The organism is Pseudomonadota bacterium (assembly GCA_013285465.1).
Lineage (GTDB): Bacteria > Pseudomonadota > Alphaproteobacteria > Micavibrionales > CSBR16-224 > CSBR16-224.
The window spans coordinates 568,362-589,244 of sequence record CP053449.1; the positions used below are offsets into that span (position 1 = coordinate 568,362).

Annotated in this window: 19 protein-coding genes; 7 read left to right on the forward strand and 12 right to left on the reverse strand. The window is 49.1% G+C overall.

Annotated elements, in window-relative coordinates:
* The first annotated feature begins 19 nt into the window (after positions 1 to 19).
* The gene (locus tag HND56_02775; protein QKK04675.1) at positions 20 to 295 is read left to right on the forward strand and encodes a hypothetical protein; all 276 of its coding nucleotides are present in this window, start codon (positions 20 to 22) and stop codon (positions 293 to 295) included.
* A gap of 4 nt (positions 296 to 299) precedes the next feature.
* On the opposite strand, the gene HND56_02780 is transcribed toward HND56_02775, so the two are convergent.
* A complete protein-coding gene (locus HND56_02780) occupies positions 300 to 734 on the reverse strand; it encodes a hypothetical protein (protein QKK04676.1) in 435 nt (144 codons plus the stop codon).
* A gap of 278 nt (positions 735 to 1,012) precedes the next feature.
* Between HND56_02780 and HND56_02785 the strand changes: the two genes are divergently transcribed.
* On the forward strand, positions 1,013 to 3,313 hold the full coding sequence (locus HND56_02785; protein ID QKK04677.1) for a hypothetical protein: 2,301 nt from the start codon (positions 1,013 to 1,015) through the stop codon (positions 3,311 to 3,313).
* Positions 3,314 to 3,375: 62 nt separating this feature from the next.
* On the opposite strand, the gene HND56_02790 is transcribed toward HND56_02785, so the two are convergent.
* From HND56_02790 to HND56_02800, 3 genes are all read right to left on the reverse strand, one after another.
* Positions 3,376 to 3,612 carry a hypothetical protein gene (locus tag HND56_02790; GenBank protein ID QKK04678.1) on the reverse strand — a complete coding sequence of 79 codons (237 nt, stop codon included), beginning with the start codon at positions 3,610 to 3,612 and terminating at the stop codon, positions 3,376 to 3,378.
* A 15-nt stretch (positions 3,613 to 3,627) separates the two neighbouring features.
* Positions 3,628 to 4,149, reverse strand: coding sequence for an ankyrin repeat domain-containing protein (locus HND56_02795; GenBank protein ID QKK04679.1), 522 nt, complete (start codon positions 4,147 to 4,149; stop codon positions 3,628 to 3,630).
* A gap of 131 nt (positions 4,150 to 4,280) precedes the next feature.
* Positions 4,281 to 4,751: a hypothetical protein gene (locus HND56_02800; GenBank protein QKK04680.1), complete on the reverse strand. Its 471-nt coding sequence runs from the start codon at positions 4,749 to 4,751 to the stop codon at positions 4,281 to 4,283.
* A gap of 204 nt (positions 4,752 to 4,955) precedes the next feature.
* Between HND56_02800 and HND56_02805 the strand changes: the two genes are divergently transcribed.
* Together HND56_02805 and HND56_02810 are read left to right on the forward strand one after the other, a co-directional pair.
* Complete coding sequence (locus HND56_02805) at positions 4,956 to 5,432, forward strand: ankyrin repeat domain-containing protein (GenBank protein QKK04681.1); 477 nt, start codon at positions 4,956 to 4,958, stop codon at positions 5,430 to 5,432.
* 80 nt (positions 5,433 to 5,512) lie between these two features.
* Positions 5,513 to 6,358, forward strand: a complete 846-nt coding sequence (locus HND56_02810) for a LysR family transcriptional regulator (GenBank protein QKK04682.1) — start codon at positions 5,513 to 5,515, stop codon at positions 6,356 to 6,358.
* On the opposite strand, the gene HND56_02815 is transcribed toward HND56_02810, so the two are convergent.
* The 7 genes from HND56_02815 to HND56_02845 all read right to left on the reverse strand — a co-directional run bounded on the left by HND56_02815 (position 6,355) and on the right by HND56_02845 (position 14,591).
* Positions 6,355 to 7,971, reverse strand: a complete 1,617-nt coding sequence (locus HND56_02815; GenBank protein ID QKK04683.1) for a GMC family oxidoreductase — start codon at positions 7,969 to 7,971, stop codon at positions 6,355 to 6,357. The two genes, HND56_02810 and HND56_02815, sit on opposite strands and share 4 nt — an antisense overlap.
* Positions 7,968 to 8,516, reverse strand: a complete 549-nt coding sequence (locus HND56_02820) for a hypothetical protein (protein ID QKK04684.1) — start codon at positions 8,514 to 8,516, stop codon at positions 7,968 to 7,970. Before HND56_02820 ends, HND56_02815 begins: the two co-directional genes overlap by 4 nt.
* A 22-nt stretch (positions 8,517 to 8,538) precedes the next feature.
* Complete coding sequence (gene bcsS, locus HND56_02825) at positions 8,539 to 9,264, reverse strand: cellulose biosynthesis protein BcsS (GenBank protein QKK04685.1); 726 nt, start codon at positions 9,262 to 9,264, stop codon at positions 8,539 to 8,541.
* Positions 9,265 to 9,383: 119 nt separating this feature from the next.
* Complete coding sequence (locus HND56_02830; protein ID QKK04686.1) at positions 9,384 to 11,696, reverse strand: glycosyltransferase; 2,313 nt, start codon at positions 11,694 to 11,696, stop codon at positions 9,384 to 9,386.
* An 87-nt stretch (positions 11,697 to 11,783) separates the two neighbouring features.
* Entirely contained in the window at positions 11,784 to 12,692 is a 909-nt protein-coding gene (locus HND56_02835; protein ID QKK04687.1) for a hypothetical protein, read from the reverse strand.
* Positions 12,693 to 12,775: 83 nt separating this feature from the next.
* Positions 12,776 to 13,006, reverse strand: coding sequence for a SlyX family protein (locus HND56_02840; protein QKK04688.1), 231 nt, complete (start codon positions 13,004 to 13,006; stop codon positions 12,776 to 12,778).
* Positions 13,007 to 13,028: 22 nt separating this feature from the next.
* Positions 13,029 to 14,591: a hypothetical protein gene (locus HND56_02845; protein ID QKK04689.1), complete on the reverse strand. Its 1,563-nt coding sequence runs from the start codon at positions 14,589 to 14,591 to the stop codon at positions 13,029 to 13,031.
* A gap of 322 nt (positions 14,592 to 14,913) precedes the next feature.
* On the opposite strand from HND56_02845, the gene HND56_02850 reads away from it, so the two are divergent.
* Complete coding sequence (locus HND56_02850) at positions 14,914 to 15,363, forward strand: YaiI/YqxD family protein (protein QKK04690.1); 450 nt, start codon at positions 14,914 to 14,916, stop codon at positions 15,361 to 15,363.
* 2 nt (positions 15,364 to 15,365) lie between these two features.
* Here HND56_02850 and HND56_02855 read toward each other — a convergent pair whose 3' ends face one another.
* The gene (locus HND56_02855; protein ID QKK04691.1) at positions 15,366 to 16,304 is read right to left on the reverse strand and encodes a DMT family transporter; all 939 of its coding nucleotides are present in this window, start codon (positions 16,302 to 16,304) and stop codon (positions 15,366 to 15,368) included.
* Between the two features lie 195 nt (positions 16,305 to 16,499).
* Here HND56_02855 and HND56_02860 point away from each other — a divergent pair, with 195 nt between their 5' ends.
* On the forward strand, positions 16,500 to 18,005 hold the full coding sequence (locus HND56_02860) for a hypothetical protein (protein QKK04692.1): 1,506 nt from the start codon (positions 16,500 to 16,502) through the stop codon (positions 18,003 to 18,005).
* 15 nt (positions 18,006 to 18,020) lie between these two features.
* A complete protein-coding gene (locus HND56_02865; GenBank protein QKK04693.1) occupies positions 18,021 to 20,879 on the forward strand; it encodes a sel1 repeat family protein in 2,859 nt (952 codons plus the stop codon).
* The last annotated feature ends 4 nt before the right edge of the window (positions 20,880 to 20,883 follow it).

Here is a 20,883-nt window from a genome sequence, read left to right on the forward strand (position 1 = left end):
AAAAAGTGAGGGTATAACAATGAGTATCAAAAGTGTTTTTCTTTATAATGTCACGCCTGATGATCATATCAGCATTAACGGGCGTGTGATCAAATCTTCCGGCAAAAAAGAGGCGGATTGCAGTTTCGACGGATTACGCGTTATTTTTAACGGCGATTTTCAATCCGCCAAAGCGCAGGGTATTGAAGAGCGTATCGACAGCCTGTTCCTGAATCTGGACGATATCCGCGCAGCGGGTCCGCAAGAATATATGCTGCTGGGCCGCAAGAAGAAAGTCGCGGTCAAAGTCGGCTAGAATTTTATTCGACGGCTGCAGGGTCTGTAGGGGTTTTGATGTCGCGTAGAAAGGCGGGAATATCTTCGTCGCTTTCAATGACGCGTGTCGGACTGCATAGCGAAGCGCTGACATGAATTTCGCCGTCAATCTTCGCAAAAACCAGATAGGTTTTGCCCTCTTCAAATTGAAAGGCGCAGCTGCCTTTATTATGCAGAGGCAGCAGGTCGCCGGAGGCATCGCCTTTGAAATTTTCCTGAACACGCAGGATTGTGGTCCGGATATATTTCTCGCCGATATGGGCAACGGGTCTGTGTATCGTGGCTTTAAAGATGTGAGGGAAGGTTGCGGCGCTGTCCGCCGTGATGTCCGGCCGGACGCATTTGCAGGCATAGGCCGGTGCGGTTGCCAGAAAACATCCGGTGAAGAGCATCAGGGACAGCAGGCGAAAAAATCTCATGGCAAAATCTCGCAAAAAAAGATGAATAGGCTATTCCAAATTTTGGCACAGAGGCGGCGGATTGAATAGACGTAAATTCGCAATAATATTACCCGTAACAAGACTTGCGCCCCTATTATATTTGACATATAATTAACCTCGGTTTATTGGAACTGAGTCGCCGGAGTTATCTTCGGGGTGTGTGATATAGCGTACTGCACGGTATTTTTACCAATTATTAACAGCGCGGCTATATAATATGTAATATCGTTAAGGCGATTTTTTTAAGAGGCGGAATTATGAGCGGCGTCGGTGATTTTCTGAGAGATGCATTTGGTGGGAATAAAGGTGATGTGCCAAAGGCACGGATTGTCGTTGTACAGGATGCCTCAGGCGTGCAAAGCGATGCGAAAGCCGTTGCGAAATCCCTGAAGAAAAAAGGCAAGGCCGATATTTCGATTGAAAGTTTCGAATATGGCGATCTGCTGCGGGATCATTTGAAAAAACATACGAAAGACCCGGATAAAATACCGGAAACATTTTTTCTGGACTGTTGCGGTGCCGGTCACAGGCTGGGGCTTGAAATTGCGGAATGGTTCGAACAGAACCGCCCGGAAGATCCGCTGCCGGCTATTTATTTCCTGTCGCTCAGCACCAGCATGGCACTGGAGGAAGCGGCAAGCCTGACCAGCCTGCATCCGAAAGTCAAAACAGGTTTTGTATCGGAGGGTGAGCTCTCCAATGTCAGACATTATCTTGACGGCAAATCTGCTGACAGAACATTGGTACATGCCGATACCCGGCAGCTGCGCAAAATTCTCAATGAGAGGTTCAGTACGGAATTGCCGCTGGATGTCGATGAGAAATATCATGAAAGCTGGGAAAAACAATATCAGCGCGCCTTGATGGGCGGTATTTTTAAAGCGATGGAGGCCGGAAAAGCCACAGAAGCGGATGTGATTGAATATTGGCGTACCTATGCCATGAATTTGGCGGAGTCCTTGCAAACCGGTCTTTACGGTGCGAAGGGCGGCGATGTTGATACGGATGCGGCATTTTACGAAGGAACCGGATTTCCTGTAAAAGGTGAAGCGGTCTTTAGCCTTGAAGCTGTGGAGAACTGGCCGCAAAGCCGTCAGGATAAACCCATTCTGGTCATGCAAAGCTATGATCCGGAAGTCGTACCGCTGCTGGATACCGGCAAGCTGGGCGGTATTGTGCTTTGCGGTCCGTATCTGGCCTCGCATCTGGCATTTCTGTGTGATGCGAATAAAGTCACCGGCGTTTTCGGTCTGGTACCGTCGGAGAACGGTGAGGCTCCCGCCGGAGAATTTAACCAGATGGCAAAATCACATCTGGCACCGTATTTCAAAGACGGGCGCGCCGAAATTAACGGCACGGTGATTGAGGAAGGGCAGCAATTGATGATCGGTGTCGGGAAAAACGGTCTGGTTTTCCGCCCCGAGACAATCGCGAAATTGCAGGAAACATTGAAAAAACCGGAGGGCGGGCCGAATGATTACGGCGAGTTTGAATGTGAGCAGGAAATGAAGCGTCTGCAAAGCATTTTCGCCAGATATTTCGTTGAAAACGGCGGTAAAGCACATAGTGTGAAGGCGAATGTCGATTCACCCGATAACCCGTTTCTACGTTTGGCCGGCGGTATCGGTCTTGTTCGCAGTGAGCAGGTGGCTGCCGGTTGGGCGCCGCAGGCAAATGCGCTGCGTGAGGTCTTGCTGACAGATTCAGATGATGCCTATTCAGAGCTGACTTTTTCTATGGAAGAAAGCTACCGGAATTTTATTTATAAGATCAATGGAGGTTATCCTGTAAAAATTCGCTTGTTTGACCTGTCTCCGAAAGAGCTGTTTAACCGCGAAGATCAGGTGAAATTTCACGAAAAATACGGCAGCTATAATATCCATGGTGGTCAGGCGCTGGAAACATGGCCGAAATTGTATAAAAGGCAGGTGGATGCTGTTTTTAAAGCCTATAAAGATACCAATATGGGTTATGCGGGCAGACCGCTGCAGGTGATGATGCCGGCCGTCCGTACCGAGGCAGATACCTTGACCGTCAAAAAAATGGTGGAGGATTCTGCACGAAATGTCGGTGCACCGGATAAAAGTTATAACTTTGGCGTGATGATCGAGACGCTGGACAGTTGTAAAAATGCGGCTGATATTATCAAGCATTGCGACTTTATCAGTTTCGGTACCAATGATTTGACCCAGCAGGCACTGGATGTACCGCGGGATGATCTACGCGCCCGTGCCCGTTATGAGGAAAAACACGGTTTTGACCCGTATAAAAAACTCGCACCGGAGGTGATGGTGCTGATTCAGCAGGTTTGCGAAACCGCGCGTGCCACTAATCCGAAAATTGAGATTGATATCTGTGGCGGGCAAGCGGCGGATCCCGATGTTGCGATGGCACTGTTTGAAGCGGGCGTGGATAATATTTCCGTGGCTCCCAGCGCGGCGAATTTGCGTGCCCTGCCGCTTATGCTGAATTATCGCCAGTTTGACCGGATGAAGGGGGCGCAGCCGAAAATGCAGGCAGCAGCGAAACATAAGCATAGCACAAGAGCCGCGGGCTAAACGGTATTGAAATTTTATGAGATGAGAGAGAAAGGGCGGTCTTTAAGACCGCTCTTTTTTATCTACCTTAGGCGGCGCCACAGAAATAATCCGGCAAAAGTGGTACCGAAGACAAGTGCAAACAGCCAGATGACGTTTTCGCCGGGACCGGAATGTCCGGCAAGCTCAAGCCCTGTCGGTTCTTCCAGTTTCCACAGCAGAGGTGTTGAAAGAATGGCACCCATAACGCCGATGATGGCTCCCAGAATAAACAGGGCAATTGCAGATAGAGACAGGAATACTGTTTTGGCGATTTTCATGGCATGTATGCGCTGTTATTTCGGGCGGGGGCGGAAACGGCGCAGATTTTTCTGCCCCTGTATCTGGCGCGCTTTACGGGCGCGGGTTTCGGCGGCTTCGATGGCATCGGCTAGTTCTTTCTGGTGATGCGGCGCTAGGTCACTTGTATCTGCGCCACCCGCAATCAACACTTCCGAACATTCCGTATGATGATGCATCGCTGATTTACTGAGGGCACTGAAACCGACATCTGTTGTCAGTCGCGTATCGGCACCGGCATCAACCAGTGCCTTGAGGCAATCCAGATGTCCGCAATCTGCCGCCATAATCAGGGCCGTCTGGCCTTTTCTGTCTTTGGCGTTCAGGTCGGCATGGGCGGTAATCAGTTTTATCAGGCAGGCGGTCTCGCCGTAATCGGCGGCGCGGATCAGTGCCGTCGCGCCAAGATCATCACGGGCATCGACATTGGCGCCATTGGCCAGTGCCGTTTCCAGCCGCGGCACGTCACCGTGTTCCGCCGCTTGTAAAAGCTCCCGATTCCAATCAGTCTCACCCACGGATGATCCTTTCTGTTTTTATGATGTCTTTTTGTAGCACGATTTAAATAATATGTAAATATAAAAAGAGGCACAAAAAAAGCGGCATCCCGTTGAGAAGGATGCCGCTTTTAACAGTTTTTTCTTATTGGTTACTTACGAAAACGTTTCGGCATCTGCGGATTGTTCGCAGGATTGCTGTCGCGGTTACGGACACCGGTGATGTTTTTATCATCAATCAGCGCATTGATGTCGGCTTCGATTTTACCGGCAACTTCTGCGCCATAGGTTTCTTTACCTTCGACATAGACCGTGAATTCTTTTTGGTATTTTGCCTGTTTGACCGGGTTTTCGATCGTGTCTTTTGTCCATTCATACAGGAAATACTGTCCGCGGACGGCATCTTCCAGATCGGTTCCGGCAACTTTGGCAATCGCGGTTTCAGCCTCGTTGACATAGCCTGCAAAGGCATCAAACTGGCATTTCAGCGTGGCATCATATTTTTTCAGCACATCCATCAACGGCTTTAATTCCGGCGCATCGGGGGCGTTGCGGGCAACGGCTGCAAATTCATCACTCAAATAAATGCGGACCTGACGGGTCCATTCTTTTTCCTGGCTCATCGGTAAACCTTCCTGCTGTTCTAGCGGTTTCATTTCAAGTTTTACGGTGGCTACACTATAAGGATGATTACAATAATTGACAATAAAAGAAAATATGCAATTTTGCGCGGGAAACTTGCGGAATTGCGGCTTGCCGCAAAGGGGGGATTTGCATTATATTATGTTAATTAACATAAACCGCATATTCCAGAGAGGAACGCTAGAATGAAAGGACCATTCGGAGAGCCGACAGCAAAAGAATTGGAATTTCTGCAAGCCGCCTTGGAAGGCGATTTACAGACGGTGATAAGGTTGTGTGAAGAAAAAGAGATTAATGTAAATATACGCGGTCCGCAAAATGGTATGACGGCACTTTATCATGCGGCCTCGCACGGGCATAACGCGATGCTGGATTATCTGCTGGCGCAGGACGGTATTGATGTGAATATTCCCAATGCGCTGGGGCAGACGCCTCTGATGCGTGCGGTATGGTTTGAACAGGAAAAAGCCGTTGAAAAGCTCCTCGATCATGCCGATATCGATGTTTCGGCAACGGATCATGAGGGGCTCAGCTCCGCATTCTCATGGGCGGATTTTATCGGTAACCCGCAAATTTCAAAAACTCTGTCCGAGAAGACAGGCGTGCCGCTGAATGAAGAAAAACGTTTTATATCTAAAATAGAAAATTGGTGGAATGGTTGATAGGTACTCCGATTTTTTACGGTTTCAGTCTATAATAATAATAGAGAATTGATTGAACCGTAGAAAATCGGAGTGTTTTTATGCCGCTTGATTGGAATGACATACGTTTTTATCTGGCTGTTGCGCGCCACGGCAATATTGCCAAAGCCGCCGAAGAGCTGAAAGTCAATCAATCAACCGTTATGCGCCGTATTGATGCGATGGAAGACCGTCTGCATCTGACGCTGTTTTTGCGCAATCGCGGCGATTATCAATTAACGGCTGCCGGTAAACTGATTCTGGCACCGGCGGAAAAAATGGATGAACAGGCGCTGGAACTGGCAAGATGCCTGACGGGGCATGACGATACCGATGGCGGTGATGTTGTTTTGACGGCCCCGTCTTTTATGATCCGCCATCTTTTGTCACCGGCATTGCAGGATTTTTTTACCGCCCATCCCGATATTAATCTGACGCTTCATGCGACAAACAGCTTTCTTGATTTGCAGCGCAATGATGCCGATGTTGCCGTGCGCCTGACCAATGACCCTGAAAAACATCTGCCGCCTAATCTGATCGGGCGCAAGCTGGGCGATATTGAACTCTGCGCCTATCAGGATGCGGCAACGGATACGGAAAAGGCATCATGGATCGGCTGGGATGAGAGTGTCGATTTTAAAGGCTGGCTGGTGCAAAATAATTACCCTGACCGTCCGGTACAAATGGTCTCCGATGATATTCTGGGGCAGGCGCAGGCGCTGCATGCCGCACCGCTGATGGCGGTGCTGCCCTGTTTGCTGGGTGATAGCGAGCAGGGCTTGCAGCGCGTTAAAAATTGTAAAGTGTTTCAAGGTTTTGAAGTCTGGGTGCTGACACATCCTGATCTAAAAGGCACAAAACGCATCAGCGCGGTGATGTCTTTTGTCGCGGATGCGATCCGGCTTTAGTTTTCTTCGTTTTTCAACTGCCGGAGGATTTCCTCGCCTGCCCGTAATGCCAGCGCGGCGATGGTCAGGGTCGGGTTTGCCGCACCGCCTGTCGGAAAAACGGAGGAGCTGATGACAAACAGGTTTTTATGGTCATGGCTGCGGCATTGCGCATCAACGACAGAGGTTTTCGGGTCATTGCCCATACGGGTCGTTCCCATCAGATGGTGATGGGCAAAAGGTTCGCTGGTATGAACGACGTCCGCCTTCAGCGCTTTGACCATTTTTTTGAAAATGCTACGTGAATGCGCGAAACCCGCCTGTTCATAATCGGAATAGCTGTAATGCATCTTCATGACAGGGTGTCCTGCACTGTCGTGCTTGTCCCAGTTCAGGCTAAGCGCATTATTGATATCGGGCAGCTGGTCAACATGTGTATCAATTTCCAGCTGACGAATAACGCGGTGGCGCAATTCTTTGTCAAGCGACGGCGGTTCCGTGCCTTTTACCAATAATTCGCGTGTGATGTCGTCTATATGCGGGCGGTTATAGACCGCCATGGTCCAGCCGGCGCGCTTCTTTCGAAAATCACCGTCACGGAAATTATGGCTGGTCATTGTGTTTTCAGGGCCGCGCGGATAAACCGGCTCAGGCATCACAATCCTGCAATAAATGCCCGGATGATCGAAATAATATTTTCCAACAAGGCCGGAACTGTTGCCAATACCGTCAGGGCGGCTTTCAGTCGCATTCATCATCATCAGCTTTGGCGATTCAAGCCCGTTGGCGGCCAGTACAAAAATCTTCCCGCGTACCGTCAATTCCGTTCCGTCTTTGGTGACGGCGAGGACATCCCTGATATTGCCTTTTTCATCCGTGAAAATTTTATCGACACGGGTGTTATCGAGCAGTTTTACGCCAAGGTCTTCCGCTTTTTTGACATGTATGCCGGCATTATATTGCGCGCCTGACGGGCAGATCGGGGAACAAGTACCAAAGCCCTGGCAACGGATACGTCCGTCATACTGTGTACTATTGCGTGCACCAGGGCGGGCAATAAAATCGATGCCGATTGTTTTGGCCGTTTTTTGAATAATCTTGTCGGAATAGCTGTGCGGAATCATCGGCATCGGATAAGGGCGGGAGCGCGGGCTGCCATCTGCGGCAGTACTGTCACCGGAGACGCCGATTTCATATTCCGCTTCACAGTAAAACGGCTCCAGCTCGTCATAAGAGATCGGCCAGTCAACGGCCAGATCATATGTGGTCTTCATCTTCATTTCCGCAGGGGTCATGCGGATGGCGACCGCAGCCCAGTGCCATGTTGTGCCGCCGACGACTTTCAGATACTCGACTTTTGAAACCTCAGGCCCCGTATACTCAATATAACCGCCATCCGGCTTCCCCCAATCGGGGCGGGGCGCCCATTTTTCATGTGGAAAACCGGCAGATAAATCCAGATTATGTGATTGCGTGAAAGCCTTGACAATTTCCGCACGGTCTATGCGCGGTCCGGCTTCCAAAATAACGGTTTTTACCCCCGCTTTTGCCAGTTTATAGGCTGTTATGGCACCGGCGACGCCTGATCCTATGACGACCACATCGGCCCAGACCATATTGCGCGCACCAATCATTCTATCCCCTCCGGCGGTTCGGCCCATGCACCAAAACCGACATTTTCAAGATAGGGAATAGGCAGAACGCCGTCGAACGCCTCGAACATCAGTGCCTCTTCATATAATACGCGCTGCGTCGGTCTTTCCTGATGGTAGTAAATGCCAACATACCATGTGGTTAAAAGATGTTCGGCAAACCATTTTTCGCCGTCGGTAAATTTCCAGCTGTTATCTTTTAAGGCGGGGCGTTTTTTATCAAAACCTTGTGCGAGTGCCGCGGTGATTTTTTGGTGAATGCCCGCAGCGTGCTCTTTGGACCAGGGCTCGTCTTTAAAAACATGATACATTTTTTGCAGGGCGTCAGGGTCAAGCGTTTCGCGCAATGTCACAAAGCGGCTGACCTCTGTAAAAATCTCCAGAGAGGAGAGCTTATCACTTGCGGCGGCATGGATGATGCCGCCCGTTGTCAGAAATTGCGGAAGGGAAAGAAAAACCCCGCCTGCGCCAAGCGTCAAGATCGTCTTAAGAAGTTTGCGTCTTGAAATCGCTGTGTTGCGTACCATAAAGGCCGGCGGGGCTTTGAAATTAAAACTGTGAGCTGAAGCCAAGTGTGCCGTAAGCACCGTCATCGCCCCTACCGCTTGTATTGGCGTAACCGCCGCGGATGGCAACATCGGTAAAGCCCAGCTGAATGTTGGAAACGGACAGACCGAAACGGCGCTGGTCGTATTCTTCATTTCCCATGAACAGGACTTCGGGTCCGACTGTGACGGATTGCATGTCATATCCAACGGTGCCGCGGCTCCAGTAAGAGTCGAAGGCTGTGGAATAGCTGACGGCGGCGTTGAAAACAATATCTTCAGCAGGTGTGACGTTCAGTTCAACCATTCCCTTGGCACCGAATTCCGATCCTTCAACCGAATTGGCGGCATCGCGGGGGGATTGGTCATGGTTCTGCAATTCACCACCGGCATAGAATGTGATGTGATTGGCACCGGTATCGAAGAAATGACGGTAACCGATCAGCGCATCTCCGGCGATGACATCGCCATCAATATTGGCAGGTGTCGGGCCGGGCAGGACGGTGTTGTAATCATATTGGCCATAGCCGGCATCGCCGCGGAGCAGCCAGCCGCCTTCGCTGTCAATGTCGCTTTGGCCGGAAATGCCGGTCACGGCACCTGCAAACAGGTAATAGGAGTTAGGGCCAACATCAATGCCGGCCCATGCGCCGCTTTTTTCGGCATGTGCCGCTGTTGCTGCGGTTAAGATTGTGCCGGCAAGTAAAACTGCGAGAAATTTATTTTTCATTGTTTTTAATCCTTTGTTGAAAACAGTGTGAAAACGCGATCACCTTTTTATAGCAATGCTGTTTTTGTCTGGCAAGCCGCAAAGCCTTATCCACAGTGAAAACAGCAGGCCTGTTGTATTTATGCAACAGTTGTGACGATGTAGCGGTGAGGGGCGGCACCGTCCAACCCTTTTTCAACGAGAGAGTGCAGATGCCCTTCCCCAGCGACTTTAATTGCGGAACTTGATACTCCGTCCTTTGTAAACGCCATGATGTTATAATGCTGCCCTTGCTGCAATGCGCTGAAAACAATCAGGGATTGCCGCCGGTCGGGTCTGCGGATCAGGATGCCGTAATCTGTGAAACCATCGTCGCCGCTTTGCAGTAAAATAGCCTGCCAGTCATTTTTGCTATGGGCGGAAACGGGCTGAAAGCGCAAACAGGACAGCAGTACGTCGGAAGGCGTCAGGAAATAGGCGCTGCGGTGCAAAAATTCCCGGTGCCAGTCAACGGAATACAGCCCGTTGGCCAATTGATCGCGGTCTGCTGCGGAGGTCCAGATCAAAGAGCCTGCAACCGTGTTGCAGCCGTTTTCCTGTGTGATGTTTTCGACCCGCAGCGTCAGTTGTAAAGCCCCGGCAGGCATGAAGGCTGTTAAGGTGATGTCCTTGCCTTTGGTAAAAGGGGCGGCGTCACTCTTATAAATATGCAGAGCTGCCCAGTCTTCGGAAAGGGCGGTCATGCGTCCGTAAATTTTATCCCGGCCATTCAGCAGGACGGGCACGGGAATGCGGAAACGGAAAAAATCATGGGTGTTTTTTGCATCATGTAAAACCTTGCGCATAAAAAATATGCCGCGCAGCGCATTATACAAGGCCCAGAAACCGGCAATCGCTACCAGTTCGACCGTATAGCCGCGCGGCATGACTTCGTAGATATCAATTGCGGGTAGGGTTCGGGTTGTTAGCCACAGGTAAAAATATGAACCGAGCGGTCCGCTAGGGAAACCCGTTGCCGTCAGGCGTATGACGCCGTAAAAAACGGCTAGAAGGCTGATAATCGTGACTGTTAATTGCGGTGCCATCATCCGCCAGTCGGTTTTGCCCTGAATGTTTTTTGAAGAACTGTTAAAGCTGATTTTTTTGCCGAATAATCCGGCGGTTGATGTCAGATAGACCGGCCAGCGTGCCATGGAAAACAGCTCATTGGCCCAGTAGCGGGAAAAGCCGCAGCCCAGCTCCTGCAACAGCAGGTAAGATAGAACAGGAAAACTCAGCACAATCAGCATGTTGAAAACCGTAATCGTAAAAGGCTGCAGCCCCCAAATCAGTGCGACCACCGGAATGATAAATAACAGCAATTGCTGCCAGCCTTCCAGATAGATCAGGCCGAGTGACAGGTAATGCAGACGCTGCCGCCATGTCAGCCCTTTGCAGAACAGAATATTCTCATGCCGCAAGGCATGCAGATTACCATGCCCCCAGCGGTGGCGGGTTTTGTAATATTCCCCGAGATCCGCAGCAGCAATGCCGTAGGCAATGGGTTCATTCAGAAAAACGGTCTGATACCCTGCTTTGTGCAGTTTAAGAGATGTGTGAATATCCTCTGTCACGGTTTCACAAGGAATGCCGCCGATCTTATCCAGCGCGCTGCGGCGGTAGACAACACCCGTCCCGACGCAGGAGGCCGCATTTGAGGCATCGGCGCAAGGTTCGGCAATATTGTAAAAAGCGGATTGGTCATGCCACAAGCCGCCGGTGCGGCGGGCGTTGAGATACTGGAAGGCATCAGTGTTGTAATAATCCTGCGGTGTTTGCACCATTACGACATTTTCATCATCAAAAAAGCCGAGCATCACATCCAGCGCATGCGGCAGCGCGATATGGTCGGCATCGAATGTCATGACAAAATCGGCTTTGCTGTGCTGCAATGCGTGATTGATATTTCCGGCTTTGGCATGTTTGCTGTCCGGGCGGCGCAGATAGGTGACGCCTAATTCCTCTGCCAGTGCTTTCACCTCATCGCGCTTGCCGTCATCCAGCAGGAATGTGCCGTGCGGGTAACGGATCGCTTTTGCCGCCATCACGGTGCGGCGGATGATGTCCAGCGGCTCCCTATAAGTCGGTACGAAGACATCTACCGATAACCCCTTCGGTGCGGGTGGCGGTGTGCGGTGGTTATAGTGCCAGGAATTGAAAATTGCCGTCAGACCGAGGATGAAAGCGATGCACTCTGTCACATAATAGGTGATGGACAGCGCCGGAGAGTCAGGATTGATAATGGTGAAGCGCCAGAGGAGATAAATAATCAGCAGCAGGATATAAGCCGCGGCAATGAAACGCCGCCACAGCCGCCGCCGCGCAAAGCGTTCCGCCATTTGTGCCGAAACGGAGTGCCGTTGCGCAGGTTCGGCAGGTTGTTCCGTGATGTTTGTTTTTTGCTGTGTCTGCAAAACCGTTTCCTTTTATCAACGCAATGACACGACTTATACGCGCATGGCATTGATATATCACAGACGGGGGGCGGAGGCTATGCCGTGTTATTTCCAAAGATCGGTGTTTTTGGAAACGCGCCAGAAACTTTTTGCATTCATGGCGTAATAGGGCAGATAGCGGCTTTTGTCTTCTTCGATCAGGCGGCCGATTTCACTGCCGTCATTATCCAGCACGCGGAAATCCGTATCCTTGTTACCGGCGAAAAGTTCCTCGATCCAGTCAGGTGTCAGCGCACCGGCAATTTTTGCGCCGACGCCTTTTTCCTTTACATCCACCAGCAGGGTGGCATGGTCGAGAATATTGTCATTCTTGTCGCCGACGGCAACCACATACATATGCTCATCTTCTACGCCGAGATATTTCAGGGCGAAATATTTTAAAATGGCGAAGTCGTCGCAATCGCCTTTTTTGTGCCACAGCGTTTCGATGGGGGAGGCAAAATAATCCTGTTTGCCGTACAAAACAGGGTCGGGTGTGTATTCGATCAGGCGGTCGACAATGGCGTCGACTTCCGTGGCCTGCTCGGCGACGGATTTGCCGCGCAGATGGTTCAGCGAGCGCAGCCATTGTTTCATGAAGATGCGGTTGTCGCTGTCTTCCATCAGCATTTCATAGCGCCCCAGCGCGGCATACCATTTATCGGCAATATCGACATTGGCAAAGAAGTCATTTTCCGCCTCTTCGCCCATCAGCCGGATGTTGCTGCGGTTGTAAAGATTAACATCTTTCAGCTCCTGATCTTTCAGGAAGGGATTGGGGTTTTGCGGGTCCAGCACCGCATGGGTTTCGGCCATATCATTGAATTTCTGGGAGATGCTGTCGCCGATTTCCGGCACGTAATAATTCGCGGCGCCCCATGCCACAACGGTATAAAAGGCCCATTTCAGCTTGCGGCTTTGTAGAAAGCCTTTTTTCTTTGGCTTTTGCGGCGGCTTTTTCTGTGGTGCCGTCATTTTTGACTATCCCTGCTGTTCTTCGTGGAAATATTTGACATATTATCCATCGAGAGGGGGAAAGTCAAGAAAAAAGCAGAAGCTTAGTAATGCGGGGGTTTTTCGTGCAGGGATTGTTCGATAGAGGACAGCCCGTCATTCTCCGCCAGCTCATCCTCGCTGAGCCGTTCGATTTTTCTCTGCAAGGCGTCGACTTTTCTTTTCAGCACATCAATCACATCAAATTGCTGCGCCGCCATTTTGCTCAGCGTTTCAATCTGTACTTCCTGATGGGCGAGCGCCTCTTCAATCGCGTTGAGTTTTTCTTCTGTCATGGCTTTATTTTGCTATTGATTGTTATTTCGGTGCCGCAGGTTTCGGCGGTTTTGGTGCTTGCGCGGGGGCGGGCGCGAATTTTTGTTCCAGCCGGTTATAAAATTCTGCCAGTTCATCCAGCTTGTGCTCTTCGCCTGCCTGCACATATTTGCAGGTGCCTGCCGCGAGTTCTTCGCGCATTTTATCCAGCATTTCATGGGCGCGGGCAATGGTCATCATTTTCTCCGGCGCATCGGGGTCGGTCATTTTATGGTGGATGCTTGCTTTGAACGCCTTTTGCTCCTGCGCGGTCAGCGTGTCCTGCGGGGCATTTTCAAAAATAATGCGTTTGGCAAATTCCGGGAAACGCGCCAAGGTCGGATTGTCTTTTAAATCATCGGCAAAACGTGCGGTGAAGCCCCGCATCAAATCGGCGCGGGTTTCCCAGTCGCCTGCCTGAAATTCGTCGCGCCAGACGGAAAGCCGTGTTTCGACTTCTGCGGGCAGATCAATATAAAGCTGTTTTTCAATCGCATCGGGGACGGGGATTTCCTCTTCCGCCAGTGCGGCGGCCTGTGCGATTTTTGCCTGAAATTCGAGATTGTCGCGGATCAGTGCCGCGCGGGTTTTCAGTGTTTCTTCATCAATATCTGCGGGCAGCAGCTCTTTCGCTGTGTCCTCCAGCGACATGAAAATCGGCTGCTTTTGCGTCAGGACTTTATAGAACGGGTTGTTCTTGGCTTTTTTGCCTGTGTCCTTGTTCAAAAGGGCGACAAGCTCGCTCATCGGTTTGTCCATGTAGTCAGCGGGGTCTTGTGTCAGGTCAAACAGAATTTCCTGCCGCTCATAGGCATCATTCACGGCAACGGGCGCAACCATGTAATGTTTCATATTGCCCGCATAACCTGTGGCATAGGAGACGATCTCGTTCTCATCCAGAAATTCTTTCACGCCTTCTTCGGTGACCATGTTCAGCATTTGCTGCCACAGCACAGGCGCTTCATCGCGGATTTTTTTGGCGACCGCGATGGTGGCTTTTACATCGGCGACGGCTTCATGCGCTTCTTCTTCGGAAAATTCCACACCGTTCTGGCGCGCGACAACACCCAGTGATATTGCGGGCTGCGGTGTTTTGTGGCGTGTTTTCTGCTCAAGGGTCAGGGCATCGGGCGCATGCACGATACAGGCCTGTACCAGCCGCATCACATCAATGCGCTGATTGCGCGGCGTGTCATCATCCTGTTTTTGGAAGGTCAGGGACGGGTCCATCAACGTCTGATGCAGGGCGGAACGCAAACCGCGCTCGTCAAAATCCATACTGTTATAACCCGATGTCGTAATCGGCCAGTCATAGCTGCGGAGAAGCTGATCAATTTCCTGCATCATGGTGAAGATTGTGTCATCCTCATCCGTCAGCTGCTGCGGCGTAATGCCGGTGACCAGCAATGCCTGCGGGGAGGGAACAACGGCGGGCTGCAAGCGGCAGCGCAGGCTTTTTTCTTCCACAATATTCAAATCATCATCGGTGACGACAAGGCCGACCTGTAGTATCTGGCCGAAATCTCTATCAATATCCGTGGTTTCAAGATCGTAAAATATATACATGGAGCCTACCCGCTGGTGATGTAAATCTGCGTTATCCTAGCGGGCGGCATTAATTATGTCAAGTTTATATTATATTTACCAATATCTTCCCTAAAACGGCAATAGACTGCTATCAATGTAATACCATAGACTGTTGGGAAGATGGTTGTTGATGATTGTGACCAGTATGACGAGGCATCCCATTGTTGCCGAACCATAGATGTAATTGCTCATTGTTTTGCTCCGTTTTTGCCGTATATAAATGTGATACGGGTAAAAACGGAGAAAACCTGCGGAAAAAATACAAAATGCGGAAAAAATACAAAAAAGGGCGCGGAAATAAATGAAAATATGGGTTGATGCGGATGCCTGTCCGAAAGTCATCAAGGAAATTTTATTCCGTGCCGCCGACAGGACGGAAACGCGGGTGATGTTTGTCGCCAATCAATGGCTGCAGCTGCCGAAATCCGATTTCATTATTTTCGTTTTGGTGGAGCAGGGATCGGATGTTGCGGATGATAAAATTGCCGATGAATGCGCAGCGGGTGATCTGGTGGTGACAGCCGATATTCCGCTGGCGGCGCGGGCTGTTGAAAAAGGTGCCTCCGCGCTTGATCCGCGCGGAACCATGTATGGCACGCATAATATCAAACAGATATTATCCATGCGCGATTTTATGGATTCTTTGCGCGGCAGCGGCATTGATACCGGCGGCGCAAACAGTTTCGGCCAGCGTGAACGGCAAGCCTTTGCCGATGAGTTGGACCGTTTTATTACCAAAGCGCTGCGGTGATTTTAATCCGGCAGGATCACGACGGCGACCGGTTTGGGGATGGCCTGTTTTTCGTGAACCAGCAGATATAAACCCGTTGCAATCAGTCCCGTTGCGCCGATCATCACCGTTGTTGTCGGTAATTCGCCGAAGATGAGATAGCCTAAAAACACGCCCCAAACCATTTGCGTATAGTGGAATGATGTGACGGATGCCGCCATTGGTGCAATCTGCAACCCCTTTGTGACAAAAAACGCACCGAAAATGACCAGAACGCCGTTCACACCGATCAGCCATATGTCACGATGGTGTAAATAAGGGGCGACTTCCACACCGTTGATCAGCAGAACCGTGCCGGAAACGGCAAGCCCGCCGCAGAAAGTGTAAAATGTGAACAGCAGCGCGGAATCCTTTTGCCCGATTTTGCGTACCACCACGCATGAAACCGCATAACAAAGCGTACTGATAAAAGCGAAGAGCGCACCGATTTGAAAAAGCGATTGCCCCGGCTGTATCATGTATAAGACACATAAAAAACCGATAATGACGGCGATAATGCGCTGTAACCCCAGTGTTTCCTTTAAGACCGCTGCCACCAGTAACATGACCACCAAAGGGGCAATGAAAATAACGGCATAAAACTCGTCCATTTGCAGGGTTTTTAAGGCATTGACGTTTAATAGTGAAGAACACCCTCCCAGCCCTGCGCGGAAGGCGTGTAAATAAGGATGCGTTGTTTTAAAAGCAGTGCGGCCATGACGCAACAAGCCGTAACTGCCAACACAAAGACAGCCGAGCAGGCTTTGCAGGAAGATAATCACCATTGGCGGGAATCCTGCAGAGGCCAGTTTTGCAATCGCATCCGTAAAAGTGAATGTGGCAAAGCCCAGACAGGTCAGCAGAATCGCCAATGCTGTCGGTGAAAGCACGCGGTCGGCCGCGATAAGCTTTTCTTTTGCCATGCCTCATATCTCCGATAAAATATAGCCCGTTATATATAGCATTACCGTTTCTATAAATGGACTCCTTTATAGCAGGCAGGTCAACAATAATTTCCGTGTTGCGTCAATACTTTCGTAATACATTTTTCGTTACAATAACCGGTCTGGAAAATCATCGTGGCAGTCGCCGCGTAAAAGTCTGGTTGGAGGAATAGTATGGAAGAACAGGTGCAGGCCTCTTCGCCTGATAAAGGTTCGAGTGGCTTATACTTTTGGCTTTTGTTCTTGTTGTTGATTTGTGGCGCCGTGTATGCGGGGTGGGAAGAGATTCAAGATGCGAATTATCAATTGCAAGGGAAGAGTGAAAAGGATCTGTTTAACGAATCCGTAAAATTTGAAAGGTTGCAGGATGTAAGAACTTTGATCCTTGATACGGCTGGGAAGGGTGTCAAGCTTTCCGGGAAGAAGGTCTATTGGGATATAAATACGGATGGATTTGAAAATGCAGTGGACTGGATTGTTAAAGAAAATGCCTTTGTGGGCATTGATAAGAATAAAAACGGATATATAGATGATCACTCTGAAATTTTCGGCGCGGCGGGGGTGGGCGCATTTGATGAATTGGCCGCACTGGACAGCAACCGTGATTTGATGGTTGATGCGCAAGATGAGAGATTTGGCGAGATAATCCTGTGGTTTGATGTCAATCATAATGGCAGAGCAAGCAAGAAGGAAATTTGGCCGGCGTCACAAGCGATCCGCCGTTTTTCTTTAAATCAGAATGTTGTATATCGCTGGCAGGATGATTTGAAGAAATATTCTGTTCTTGAAGTGATAAAAATTAGGCATAGCCGCCCCAGTATGGTTGCCGTGAAGGGCTATGCAGAGCTTATAGATGGAAGAAAAGTTGCTTTAGAAGATTGGAAGTTAAAATTTGATTTGATGAATACTCTTTTTCGCTATCAGGTGTCTTCTCCGCGTGTGAGATCGCTACCGAACTTGCGGGGGATTGGCCAGATACCGTCATTGGCTGTGGCAATGGAACTGGATTCTGATGCGGGTGATCCAAACAATATATTAGAAAAAATAGAACGGTTTCATCAGAAAAGCCTGGAAGAAATTTTTGTTAATTATGAGCAGACGCAAAATGACTTTGTGCAAATTTTTTACAGATGGGCGCGCGTGGATAAAGTGGACCCCGCAACGAGAGGGGAAAATATTGATGCGCGCCAAATTTCGCTTTTAGAAAAAGTGAGCGGAGAGCCGTTTCGTCAATTAGGCTTCCTGCAGAACCCCCGGCCAAATGCGGCACATTTGTCAAAACAGGCTTTTATCAAGGCAGCGGACGCCAATGCTGCGCAACTCATCGTGCAGGGGGCGGGCCGAGGGCTGTTTCTTGGTCAGCCCCGGCTATCTTTTGCCAGTGCCAGGCTTACTTATCCTGCCCGTCTGGATATGGACAAAGTAAATGAACTCGCTATGAAGGCGAGAGCAAAATATGGCAAAAGAGAGATGCTGTTGTTTTGGGTTTTTGTCATTAAATATTTAGATAGTTTGATTGGTATAGATAAGGTGCATGTTCAAGACCTGAAAAATCTTGATAATGCAATCAGCCAAACAGTTCCGGGGGCGCGCATTAAAAGTGCCATGACCTATATAGAATGGGAAGAACATGCGAATAGGCATACACAGTTTGATTTTTCTACATATAGCTATCATTGATTTGGGTGTGATCGCATGAGGGCTTTAATCTATATTCTATCAACCGTTTCGGTCTTTCTATTTGTGCTGTATATGGCGCTGAGTAATCCGGAACTGGGCAAACCGGGATTTATTACTGCAAGGATTTGGGCTGCGAAAGCCGGCGATACGAAGTCACAAATTTACCTTGGGGAAGCTTACCGGGTAGGCGCACATATTTCACGGGATAGCGGTAAAGCGATCAAATGGTATAAAAAAGCGGCAGAAGGCGGGGCGGTCGAGGCATATTACCAATTGGGGCAAATGTATGAATTGGGAGACGGGGTTGATGCAGATCCTGAGGCGGCGAAGTCTTGGTATCTAAAAGCGGCCAAGCAAGGCCATACTTTAGCTAAGTTGTCATTGGTTACCTTGAGCCCTGATAGCGAAGGGGATGAATTTGGTTTGGTTTTGGAGAATTATACCACTCTGGAAGACCTTCAAGATAGATTGGAAACACTTTTTGGGCGGGGAACGCCTATTGAAGCGATTGATGCAGTCCTTGTGCAGGAACTTGGTTTTTTTCGCACGAATAATTTGATTCTGTCATTTGACCCGCATTCAATGTCGCATCATTCGGAAGATTCAAATCATTTCTCTCGCGGTACCTCTTCTGATAAAAACTTCGTCTTCTATTTTAAACCTCATCCCTCTAAAGAAAACACGGGTTGGAAAGACGCTTCTGACGGATGGGTTATAAAAGCCGTCCATGGCAACATGCCCAGTGCAAATGATAGTGATTTCCAAAGGAGCATGGGGGGATCTCTTCAAGGTTTAAAATATATTCGCGCTTTAAAAATACCGGCTATTGAAAAGTCCAATGAGGAAGATAAGTCAATCGCGTTGGTGAAAGAGCTGCTGCAGTATAAGGCGGAGATTCAGGAAGTAGACGGTTTTGACGGGCGGGTTTGGTCTCAATTGGTTGAGGAGCATAAAAACTCTTCCTGTGTCATAGATTTCACTTATCAATGTTTGATTGACCAGTTTATGTCACTGGCCGAATTCCCGCAGCCGTCCCGGAGAAGTTATTATGCGTTGATGGCGAAGAAGGCAATGTTACACGGAGACCGGAATGCGGCACAGAAATTATTGGAGGCATGGCCGACAACAAGAGACGTGCGAGAAGAAGAAGAGAGCTATTCCCGCCTGCGTAGACATTCGGATGCTGTCATACAAAAAGTGATAAGCGATTATCAAATCAATTACATGAGACTGCTGTTCTTTGTTGGTCAATATGATAAAGCAAAGACATTGCTGGAAGAGCTGCATGCTGAACTTCAAACAGGTGATGATTATGGTGCGATTGATGCGCTTATCAGCCGTGGAGATTTGTCATACGCATCGACAATTGCAAAAGAAACCCTGAAATGGAAAAGAGGTCGACCGGACCCGCTCAGAAATTCATCCGCACATGGCCATTGTCAAAATTACACACATAATCGGGCGGAGGCTATTGGACGGCTGGGCCTTGCCTATCTGGAACAAAACAACATCACGGATGCGAAAAAGACAGCAGAATTATTAGAGGTTTATATCCGGAACAAGGCGTTCGGGCAATCAAGTTTCTGTTATGTGGAGGCCGCCAAGAAAAGTTATGATGACCTTATGCGCAAAATTCTTTTTATGTATCGTGATGAGGGCAGAGAAAAAGAAGCGCATGACGTCTTTGATAGATTGTTCAAAGAAAAACTGCAGAATGATGAACCTATCCGCCGTTATGTGTGGCGCTCATATGAACCTCTGGCTTTTACGGCTGCGAAGCTTGGCTTGCAAAACAAGTTGATCGCATTGGCGGAATTTATTCAAGAACATAACAAGATGGATTATCCCGGAATTTATGCGCGCGCGACTTATGATCCGGTTCCGTATTTATACGCCTTGGCCGGAGAACATGAAAAGGCAATCCGGTTATGCGAGAGTAATGATTACAAGAAAAGTGAAGATGCGGCGGAAAAATCCCAGCCTAAAATTTTGAAAATTGAAGATGCTTCAACAGCAGATGTCAGGCTTACAACCTATTTGAAAATTGCCGAAAGCCTGGCCGCGCTTGGGGATGCTGAAAATGCTCTTTTATATTTGGAAAAAGCTTCCCCATATATGAATCATAGGGTTTATGAGCATGATGTCGTACTCCGTAATCTGGAGGATTATATCGATAAGGCGAATATCTACACGACACTGAAACAAAAGAAGCTGAGTGAAGAAACATTTGAAGAGCTTTTAAAGAAGTTCGGTGAAACAACGCCGGCTGATTTTCGCGGGGGACAAATCACTGCCGGGTTTATGGGGCGGTTCGCATTGCTGTTTGCGCAGCACAGGCATATTTCTGAATTGATGACATGGTCGGAGACATTGCCCAGATTTTATGCGGGAGCTTATTATGCGCGTATTGGAAAATTATTGCTCGATGAAGGGCGTATGGATGAGTATGAACTTTATGCGCCGGAAATGGTCAGAGTGTTTTCTAGCGATAAACAGCCCTTGGGTAATTGGCTGCACTTATTTAATGCTCTGATAGAACAACAAGCATTCGATCAATTTATGCGTTTTTATAATTCGGTGAATAAAGGGAGCCAACTGGACCATGACCGGCAACCGCAACAGTTTGGAACTTTCTTGAGAGCGCAAAGGCCTGAAACCAAAAATACGCCGCAACAAATATGGATGATGGGGTTGCTGCTTAGAGCCAAGCTGAAAGGTGAAAGAGTTCCTGCGGATGTGTTTCAACAGATTTGGGAGCAATATATAGATAATTGCTTTTCACACCGTCATGCACTCACCGGTTATGGGCGTGACAGCAATATTAAAGCCAATGAAAAAGAAACAATGGCAGCTTGTTACGCTGTTCTCATGTGATATC

Coding starts and splice junctions, on each gene's coding strand:
- HND56_02775 (QKK04675.1), top strand. CDS start 20: ATGAGTATCAAAAGTGTTTTTCTTTATAATGTCACGCCTGATGATCAT.
- HND56_02780 (QKK04676.1), bottom strand. CDS start 734: ATGAGATTTTTTCGCCTGCTGTCCCTGATGCTCTTCACCGGATGTTTT.
- HND56_02785 (QKK04677.1), top strand. CDS start 1,013: ATGAGCGGCGTCGGTGATTTTCTGAGAGATGCATTTGGTGGGAATAAA.
- HND56_02790 (QKK04678.1), bottom strand. CDS start 3,612: ATGAAAATCGCCAAAACAGTATTCCTGTCTCTATCTGCAATTGCCCTG.
- HND56_02800 (QKK04680.1), bottom strand. CDS start 4,751: ATGAGCCAGGAAAAAGAATGGACCCGTCAGGTCCGCATTTATTTGAGT.
- HND56_02805 (QKK04681.1), top strand. CDS start 4,956: ATGAAAGGACCATTCGGAGAGCCGACAGCAAAAGAATTGGAATTTCTG.
- HND56_02810 (QKK04682.1), top strand. CDS start 5,513: ATGCCGCTTGATTGGAATGACATACGTTTTTATCTGGCTGTTGCGCGC.
- HND56_02815 (QKK04683.1), bottom strand. CDS start 7,971: ATGATTGGTGCGCGCAATATGGTCTGGGCCGATGTGGTCGTCATAGGA.
- HND56_02820 (QKK04684.1), bottom strand. CDS start 8,516: ATGGTACGCAACACAGCGATTTCAAGACGCAAACTTCTTAAGACGATC.
- bcsS (QKK04685.1), bottom strand. CDS start 9,264: ATGAAAAATAAATTTCTCGCAGTTTTACTTGCCGGCACAATCTTAACC.
- HND56_02835 (QKK04687.1), bottom strand. CDS start 12,692: ATGACGGCACCACAGAAAAAGCCGCCGCAAAAGCCAAAGAAAAAAGGC.
- HND56_02840 (QKK04688.1), bottom strand. CDS start 13,006: ATGACAGAAGAAAAACTCAACGCGATTGAAGAGGCGCTCGCCCATCAG.
- HND56_02845 (QKK04689.1), bottom strand. CDS start 14,591: ATGTATATATTTTACGATCTTGAAACCACGGATATTGATAGAGATTTC.
- HND56_02850 (QKK04690.1), top strand. CDS start 14,914: ATGAAAATATGGGTTGATGCGGATGCCTGTCCGAAAGTCATCAAGGAA.
- HND56_02855 (QKK04691.1), bottom strand. CDS start 16,304: ATGGCAAAAGAAAAGCTTATCGCGGCCGACCGCGTGCTTTCACCGACA.
- HND56_02860 (QKK04692.1), top strand. CDS start 16,500: ATGGAAGAACAGGTGCAGGCCTCTTCGCCTGATAAAGGTTCGAGTGGC.
- HND56_02865 (QKK04693.1), top strand. CDS start 18,021: ATGAGGGCTTTAATCTATATTCTATCAACCGTTTCGGTCTTTCTATTT.